Below are 6,978 nucleotides of genomic sequence, written 5' to 3' on the forward strand. Positions count from 1 at the left end.
GCACGGCGCGGGCCGGGCGGCCCCACTCCGAGCGGAGCGGACGACGGGCCGAGCCCGCGGCGGCGGCCGCCGCCGAACGGGCCGCCACGACCGCGACCAGCGCGGCCAGCTCCTCGGGGGTCGGCTCGCCCTTGACCACCCGCAGCGCGGGGGCGGCGGGCTCGGTCGTGGGCGTGGTCTCCTCGGCGCTCACAGCGGGATGTTCCCGTGCTTCTTGGGCGGCAGCGACTCCCGCTTGGTGGCCAGCAGGCGCAGCGCCTTGACGATCTCGGCGCGGGTCTGCGCCGGCTCGATCACCGCGTCGATGTAGCCGCGTTCGGCCGCGATGTACGGGTTGCACAGCTCCTCCTCGTACGCGGCCATCAGCTCGGCGCGCTTGGCCTCGGGATCCTCGGCCGCCGCGACCTCCTTGCGGTACAGGATGTTGACCGCGCCGGACGCGCCGACCACGGCGATCTGGCCGGTCGGCCACGACAGGTTGACGTCGGCGCCGAGGTGCTTGGAGCCCATGACGTCGTAGGCGCCGCCGTAGGCCTTGCGGGTGATGACGGTGACCAGCGGGACCGTCGCCTCGGCGTAGGCGTAGATGAGCTTCGCGCCGCGGCGGATGATGCCGTTCCACTCCTGCTCGGTGCCCGGCAGGAAGCCCGGCACGTCGACGAAGGTCAGGACCGGGATGTTGAAGGCGTCGCAGGTGCGCACGAAGCGCGCGGCCTTCTCGGAGGCGTCGATGTCGAGGCAGCCGGCGAACTGCATCGGCTGGTTGCCGACCACGCCGACGCTGCGGCCCTCGACCCGGCCGTAGCCGATGACGATGTTCGGCGCGAACAGCGGCTGGACCTCGAGGAAGTCGCCGTCGTCGAGGACCGTCTCGACGACCGTGCGGATGTCGTAGGGGACGTTCGGGGAGTCCGGGAGCAGCGTGTTGAGCGCCAGATCGGCGTCGTTCGGCTCCAGGTCGACGCCAGAAGGATCCAGCGCAGTGTCGAAGATCTCCGGCTCCTCCAGGTTGTTCTGCGGGAGGTAGGAGAGCAGCGCCTTGACGTACTCGATCGCGTCGTCCTCGTCGGCGGCGAGGTAGTGGGCGTTGCCGCTCTTGGTGTTGTGCGTGCGGCCGCCGCCCAGGTCCTCCATCGTGACGTCCTCGCCGGTGACCGTCTTGATGACGTCGGGGCCGGTGATGAACATGCCGGAGGTCTGGTCGACCATCACGGTGAAGTCGGTGACGGCGGGCGAGTAGACGTGGCCGCCGGCGCAGTTGCCCATGATCATGCTGATCTGCGGGATGACGCCCGAGGCGTGCACGTTGCGCTTGAAGATCTCTCCGTACAGGCCGAGCGAGACGACGCCCTCCTGGATGCGCGCGCCGGCGCCCTCGTTGATGCCGATGATCGGGCAGCCGGCCTTGAGCGCGAGGTCCATGACCTTGGTGATCTTCTCGCCGTAGACCTCGCCGAGGCTGCCGCCGAAGACGCTGAAGTCCTGGCTGAACACGGCCACCTGGCGGCCGTCGACGGTGCCGTAGCCGGTGATCACGCCGTCGCCGAGGGGCTGCTTGCCGACGAGCGAGGGCGAGTGGCTGCGGTGCCGGGCGAGGGCGTCGAGCTCGACGAAGGAGCCCTCGTCGAAGAGCAGCTCGATCCGCTCGCGGGCCGACTTGCGGCCGCGCTTGGCCTGCTTCTCGGCGGCGGCCTCGGCGGCGGTCACGGTCGCCTCACGGTGGCGGCGGCGGTACTCCTCGAGCTGGCCGGCCGTCGTCTGCAGGTCGGGCTGGGTCACGACGTCGTCGGTGGTCTGCGCTTCAGTCACGGGGGTCAGCGTATCGAGCCGTGCCGACGGGGTTGTGCGAGCCTAGGGCCGTGACCGATCCGACCCGCCGCGCGCCGCTCGACGCGGCCGCCGTGGCCCAGGCCCTCGCCGACCGTCCGAGCCCGGTGCGGGTGCTCGCCGAGACCGGCAGCACCAACACCGACGCCGCCGTGTGGGCGCGGCAGGGCGCCCCGCACGGCGCGGTGGTCACCGCCGACGTCCAGCGGGCGGCTCGCGGCCGGCTCGACCGGAGTTTCACGCAGCCCGCCCGCTCCGGCCTGGCGGCGTCGGTGGTCTGGCGGCCGGCCGACCCGTGGCGGAACTGGGCCTGGCTGCCGCTGGCCACCGGGCTCGCGCTCGACGCGCTGCTGACGGGCGCCGGGGTCGCCGGCCGGCTCAAATGGCCCAACGACGTGCTGGTCGACGGCCGCAAGATATCGGGCATCCTGCTGGAGCGCGTCGAGACCGACGCCGGGCCCGCCGCGGTGATCGGGGTCGGGCTGAACGTCGACCTGACGACCGAGGAACTGCCGGTGCCGCACGCCACGTCGCTGCGCATCGCCGGGGCCGACCCCGCCTACCTCGACCGCACGCGCTGCCTGGCCGCGCTGCTGGGCCGTCTCGACGCGGTCTATGAGCGCTGGACCGAGCCCGACATGGACGGCCTGCGCGCCGACTACACGGCCCGCTGCGACACGCTCGGCCGCGTCGTCGACGTCAGCCTGCCCGACGGGAGCGTGCTGCACGGGCTGGCCGAGGGCGTCGACGCCGACGGCCGCCTCGTGGTCGCCGGGACGCCGGTGAGCGCGGGCGACGTCACGCATGTGCGCCCGTCGTCGCGTGGAACGTGACAAGATCAGGCCATGGCGCTGTCGAAGAAGATGCTCATGACCGGCGAGCAGAACCTGCAGACCACCCGCACGCACGTCAAGGCGCTCATCGTGCCGTTCCTCGTGCTGCTGGTCTTGTCCTTCGGAGCCGCGTTCCTGTACGCGCAGGTGGGCGACGACGCCGACGGCTGGGTCGGCTGGGCGATCGTCGCGGCGGCCCTCGTGCTGTTCGCCTGGTTCGTCTTCCGGCCCTTCCTCGTCTGGTACCTGTGGACCTACACCTTGACGAACCGGCGCATCGTCGAGAAGAAGGGCGTCCTCACCCGCACCGGCCGGGTCATCCCGCTGAGCCGGATCAACGACGTGTCCTACGAGAAGAACCTCAACGACCGGATCCTCGGCTCGGGCACGCTCATCATCCACAACGCCTCCGACGAGGAGGGGTTGTTGCTCGACGACATCCCGAAGGTCGAGCAGTTCCATCGGGCGATCAGCGACCTCGTCTTCGAGGCGCACCGCAGCGACGACTGAGGGCGACGGCGATGGACGGCGAGGGCGGGCGATCCGGGCAGCGGGCCCGTCTGCTCGGGCTGCTGCTGAACGAGCGGATCGACGCCGACCTCGACGCCGCCGCGCGGGCGTCGGGCATCGACCCGGACGTGGCCCGGCGGTTGTGGCGCGCGTTGGGCTTCCCCGAGCCGGGCGACCGGTTGACCTTCGGCGAGGCCGACACGGAGGCGTTCCGGCAGGTCCGGGTGGCGGTCGACGCGGGTCTGGTCACCGAGGAGACCGCGCTGCGGTTGGCGCGCGCGCTCGGGGTGACGATGGCGCGGCTGGCCGACTGGGAGGTCGCCACGCTCGTCGACGAGATGGAGCGCGACGTCGCCGAGGGGCGGGCGCGCAGCCGCATGGAGGTGGCGCTGACGCTCGCCGAGCAGGTCGGCCCGGTCTTCGAGCAGTTGCTGGTGCAGGTGTGGCGACGGCACCTGGCCGCCGCAGCCGCCCGCATGGAGGCCATCGGCGCGAACGACGCCGAGCTGCTGTCGACCGAGATGACGGTCGGTTTCGCCGACCTCAGCCGGTTCACCAGCCTGTCGAACCAGCTCGACGACGCCGCGCTCGGCTCGCTCGTGGAGCGGTTCGAGGAGCGAGGGGCCGACGTCATCACCCTCGGCGGCGGACGGGTCATCAAGACCCTCGGCGACGCGCTGCTGTTCGTCACCGACGACCCGGTCGCCGCCACCAAGCTCTCCCTGGAGCTGGTGCACGAGGTCGGCTCGCGCGACGACATCCCGGCGATCCGCGTCGGCCTGGCCACCGGCTCGGTGCTCAACCGGCTCGGCGACGTCTTCGGCCCGCCGGTCAACCTGGCCGCGCGGCTGTCGCACGTGGCGCGCAGCAACCGGGTGCTCGTGGACGAGACGACGGCCGAGGCGTTGGGCCCGGAGTTCGAGACGCGCGCCCTGTCGCCACGGCCGTTGCGCGGCTTCGGCGAGGTCTCCCCGATCACCGTCACCGAGCGCCGCACCTTCCGCTCCTCGGCCCGCTAGGCGTCGAGGAGGAGGACCGCGCAGCCGACACGCTCGTACGTGGGGAGAGCGCGCCGGTCGAGCGTCACCAAGGTGGCGCCGGCCGCGCGGGCTGTCTCCGCGATCGTCGCGTCATAGAGGGCACCGCCGGAGAGGCCGAGTGAGGGCACGCGTTCGGTGAGGAATCGGGCGATGTGAGCGCCTTCGAGGGTCAGCGGATCTTCGGTGAAGTTCTGCCGGAGGAACGACGCCACGAGGCGGGTGGGAGCGCGGTGCGGCGCAGGCAGCCGAGTGAGGACGCTCATCGTCTCGGTCATGGCACGAGCGGCGATGGCGGGGCGACCCTGGAGCACTTCGCGTGCTTTCTCGTGTGACTCGTGCCAGGTCGCGAACCCGGCGATGGCGACGCCGCTGTCGACGGCTCTCATCGACGAAGTTGTTCCAAGGTCGCGCGAACAGTCTCAGCGTCGAGCGGCTCGATCGGTTCGTCAGGCACGGCGACGGCGACGTCGCCGCGTGTCTCCAGATGCATGCCGACGCCGGTGACATCGATGCTGATGCGTCCGTCGAGGACGGCGATGTCCAGATGTTGGCCCGGACGCAGGCCGAGTCGTTCGCGAAGGTCTTTGGGGATCACCACGCGTCCGCCCGCGTCGATGGTGGTGCGCATGGCAGGAGATTACCATCGCGGCGGCCAGGCGGCCGCTCCGGAGAAGTCGATCTGGCGCTCGATAGAGTCGCTGGCATGGCGCGTGTGGCGGTGATCGGAGGCGGGCAGCTGGCCCGCATGATGCAGCAGTCGGCGATCGGCCTCGGGCTGCGGCTGCGGCTGTTGGCCGAGGGGCCGGACGTCTCGGCGGCGCAGGTGATCCCGGACATGATCGTCGGCGACCACACGGTCCTGACCGACCTGGAGGCGGCGGCCGAGGGGGCGGCGGTGGTCACCTTCGACCACGAGCACGTCCCGCCGGAGCACCTGCGGGCGCTCGCCGCGGCCGGTCACGCGCCCCGCCCAGGCCCGCACGCGCTGCTGTACGCCCAGGACAAGGGCGAGATGCGCTCCCGGCTGACCGAGATGGGCGTGCCCTGCCCCCGATGGGCGTTCGTCGCGACGGCCGCCGATGTGGCGGAGTTCGGCCTCCCGGCGGTGCTCAAGACCACGCGCGGCGGCTACGACGGCAAGGGCGTGTGGGTGGTGCGCGAGCCCGAGGACGCCGAGGACGCCTTCTCCTCCGGCGCGCAGCTGATCGCCGAGGAGCTGGTCGACTTCCGTCGCGAGCTGTCGGCCCAGATCGCCCGGCGTCCGGGCGGCGAGGTCGTGGCCTATCCGGTCGTCGAGTCCCGGCAGGCCGGCGGCGTCTGCGCGGAGGTGGTCGCCCCGGCGCCGGACCTCGACCCCGCGCTGGCCGAGGCGGCCGCCGCGCTCGCGGTGCGGGTGGCGACCGAACTCGACGTCGTCGGCATGTTGGCCGTGGAGTTGTTCGAGACCGCCGACGGCCGGATCCTCGTCAACGAGCTGGCGATGCGTCCGCACAACACCGGCCACTGGAGCATCGACGGCGCCGTGACCAGCCAGTTCGAGAACCACCTGCGCGCGGTCGCGGACCTGCCGCTCGGCCCGAGCGCGCCGCTTCGTCCGTGGAGCGTCATGGTCAACGTGCTCGGCGGGCGGGTCGAGGACCTGGAGGGGCAGCTGCCCGCCGTTTTCGAGGCCGTCCCGCATGCCAAAGTCCACCTGTACGGCAAGGCGGTCGAGCCCGGCCGCAAGGTCGGCCATGTGACGGTCGTCGGCGACGACCTCGACGCCGTGCTCGCCAACGCCCGCCGCGCCGCGGGCCTGCTCGTCGACGGGTGATCCGGCGGCGATCATGACGTCGCGCGTTGGCGCTCGTCCGGCGGGAGGCGTAGGATCGCCGGTCATGGCCACTTCTGCGCCGCGCGTCGGCATCGTCATGGGATCGGACTCGGACTGGCCGACGATGAAGGCCGCTGCCGAGGCCCTGGCCGAGTTCGGCATCGCCTACGAGGCCGACGTCGTCTCGGCCCACCGCATGCCCGACGAGATGCTCGACTACGGCCGTCGGGCGCACACGCGGGGGCTCGAGGTGGTCGTCGCCGGCGCCGGCGGCGCCGCCCACCTGCCGGGCATGCTCGCCGCCGTGACGCCGCTGCCGGTCATCGGCGTGCCGGTGCCGTTGAAGTACCTCGACGGCATGGACTCGCTGCTGTCGATCGTCCAGATGCCCGCGGGCGTGCCCGTCGCGACGGTGTCCATCGGCAACGCCCGCAACGCCGGCCTGCTCGCCGCCCGGATCCTGGCGACCGGCGACGAGGCGCTCACCCGGCGCATGCTCGACTTCCAGACGAGCCTCGCCGACCTCGCCCGTGCCAAGGGAGCCGCCGTCCGCGACGCCACGACCGACCGGGCCGGTTGAGCCGATGGGACCTTCTGGCGAGCGGCTGTCGGTCTACCTCGGCGACGATCTCGTGGCCGTGCTGTCGCCGGGGCAACGGCTGGAGATCGGCCGCGACGCGTCGGGCCTGCGGATCGACGACGACGGGGTGTCGCGCCGTCACGCGCGCGTGGTCCACGACGGGGGCTGGGCGCTGGAGGACCTCGGCAGCACGAACGGCACGTGGGTCGCGGGGCAGGAGATCCGACGCCTGCCGCTGACCTTCTCCCACGAGGCCCGTCTCGGCGACCCCGACGACGGCCCTCTGGTGCGCCTGCTCGTCGTCGGCGCCCATGACCGGCGGCCCGCCCCGGCGCCGCCGCCCGCCCCGGCGGCACCCCCGGTCCCGGCCTCTCC

Annotated in this window: 10 protein-coding genes; 6 read left to right on the plus strand and 4 right to left on the minus strand. The window is 72.4% G+C overall.

Annotation, left to right across the window (positions count from 1 at the left end; all coding sequences use genetic code 11):
- Both QM621_RS05990 and QM621_RS05995 read right to left on the minus strand, forming a co-directional pair.
- A partial coding sequence (locus QM621_RS05990) for an acyl-CoA carboxylase epsilon subunit (protein WP_414989455.1) occupies window positions 1-193 on the minus strand: 193 nt, incomplete at its 3' end.
- Window positions 190-1,809 carry an acyl-CoA carboxylase subunit beta gene (locus tag QM621_RS05995; RefSeq protein WP_414989456.1) on the minus strand — a complete coding sequence of 540 codons (1,620 nt, stop codon included), beginning with the start codon at window positions 1,807-1,809 and terminating at the stop codon, window positions 190-192. The genes QM621_RS05995 and QM621_RS05990, both read right to left, overlap by 4 nt.
- A 50-nt stretch (window positions 1,810-1,859) precedes the next feature.
- Here QM621_RS05995 and QM621_RS06000 point away from each other — a divergent pair, with 50 nt between their 5' ends.
- From QM621_RS06000 to QM621_RS06010, 3 genes are read left to right on the plus strand one after another with little or no spacing between them, the layout of a single operon-like run.
- Window positions 1,860-2,660: a biotin--[acetyl-CoA-carboxylase] ligase gene (locus tag QM621_RS06000; protein WP_414989457.1), complete on the plus strand. Its 801-nt coding sequence runs from the start codon at window positions 1,860-1,862 to the stop codon at window positions 2,658-2,660.
- 12 nt (window positions 2,661-2,672) lie between these two features.
- Window positions 2,673-3,170 (plus strand): PH domain-containing protein, encoded by a 498-nt coding sequence (locus QM621_RS06005; RefSeq protein WP_414989458.1) that lies wholly within the window; start codon window positions 2,673-2,675, stop codon window positions 3,168-3,170.
- Between the two features lie 11 nt (window positions 3,171-3,181).
- Window positions 3,182-4,189: an adenylate/guanylate cyclase domain-containing protein gene (locus QM621_RS06010; RefSeq protein WP_414989459.1), complete on the plus strand. Its 1,008-nt coding sequence runs from the start codon at window positions 3,182-3,184 to the stop codon at window positions 4,187-4,189.
- On the opposite strand, the gene QM621_RS06015 is transcribed toward QM621_RS06010, so the two are convergent.
- Together QM621_RS06015 and QM621_RS06020 are read right to left on the minus strand one after the other, a co-directional pair.
- Complete coding sequence (locus QM621_RS06015) at window positions 4,186-4,596, minus strand: PIN domain-containing protein (RefSeq protein ID WP_414989460.1); 411 nt, start codon at window positions 4,594-4,596, stop codon at window positions 4,186-4,188. The two genes, QM621_RS06010 and QM621_RS06015, sit on opposite strands and share 4 nt — an antisense overlap.
- Complete coding sequence (locus QM621_RS06020; RefSeq protein ID WP_414989461.1) at window positions 4,593-4,838, minus strand: AbrB/MazE/SpoVT family DNA-binding domain-containing protein; 246 nt, start codon at window positions 4,836-4,838, stop codon at window positions 4,593-4,595. The genes QM621_RS06015 and QM621_RS06020 overlap by 4 nt, the downstream gene beginning before the upstream one ends.
- 75 nt (window positions 4,839-4,913) lie before the next feature.
- Between QM621_RS06020 and QM621_RS06025 the strand changes: the two genes are divergently transcribed.
- From QM621_RS06025 to QM621_RS06035, 3 genes are all read left to right on the plus strand, one after another.
- Complete coding sequence (locus tag QM621_RS06025; protein ID WP_414989462.1) at window positions 4,914-6,023, plus strand: 5-(carboxyamino)imidazole ribonucleotide synthase; 1,110 nt, start codon at window positions 4,914-4,916, stop codon at window positions 6,021-6,023.
- A gap of 64 nt (window positions 6,024-6,087) precedes the next feature.
- A complete protein-coding gene (gene purE, locus QM621_RS06030) occupies window positions 6,088-6,603 on the plus strand; it encodes a 5-(carboxyamino)imidazole ribonucleotide mutase (RefSeq protein ID WP_414989463.1) in 516 nt (171 codons plus the stop codon).
- A 4-nt stretch (window positions 6,604-6,607) separates the two neighbouring features.
- Window positions 6,608-6,978 (plus strand): FHA domain-containing protein (locus tag QM621_RS06035; protein WP_414989464.1); only part of this gene is annotated, 371 nt, incomplete at its 3' end.

This window comes from Aeromicrobium sp., from assembly GCF_047606445.1.
Taxonomy (GTDB): Bacteria; Actinomycetota; Actinomycetes; order Propionibacteriales; family Nocardioidaceae; genus Aeromicrobium.

Coding starts and splice junctions, on each gene's coding strand:
- QM621_RS06020 (WP_414989461.1), bottom strand. CDS start 4,838: ATGCGCACCACCATCGACGCGGGCGGACGCGTGGTGATCCCCAAAGAC.
- QM621_RS06010 (WP_414989459.1), top strand. CDS start 3,182: ATGGACGGCGAGGGCGGGCGATCCGGGCAGCGGGCCCGTCTGCTCGGG.
- QM621_RS06015 (WP_414989460.1), bottom strand. CDS start 4,596: ATGAGAGCCGTCGACAGCGGCGTCGCCATCGCCGGGTTCGCGACCTGG.
- purE (WP_414989463.1), top strand. CDS start 6,088: ATGGCCACTTCTGCGCCGCGCGTCGGCATCGTCATGGGATCGGACTCG.
- QM621_RS06005 (WP_414989458.1), top strand. CDS start 2,673: ATGGCGCTGTCGAAGAAGATGCTCATGACCGGCGAGCAGAACCTGCAG.
- QM621_RS06025 (WP_414989462.1), top strand. CDS start 4,914: ATGGCGCGTGTGGCGGTGATCGGAGGCGGGCAGCTGGCCCGCATGATG.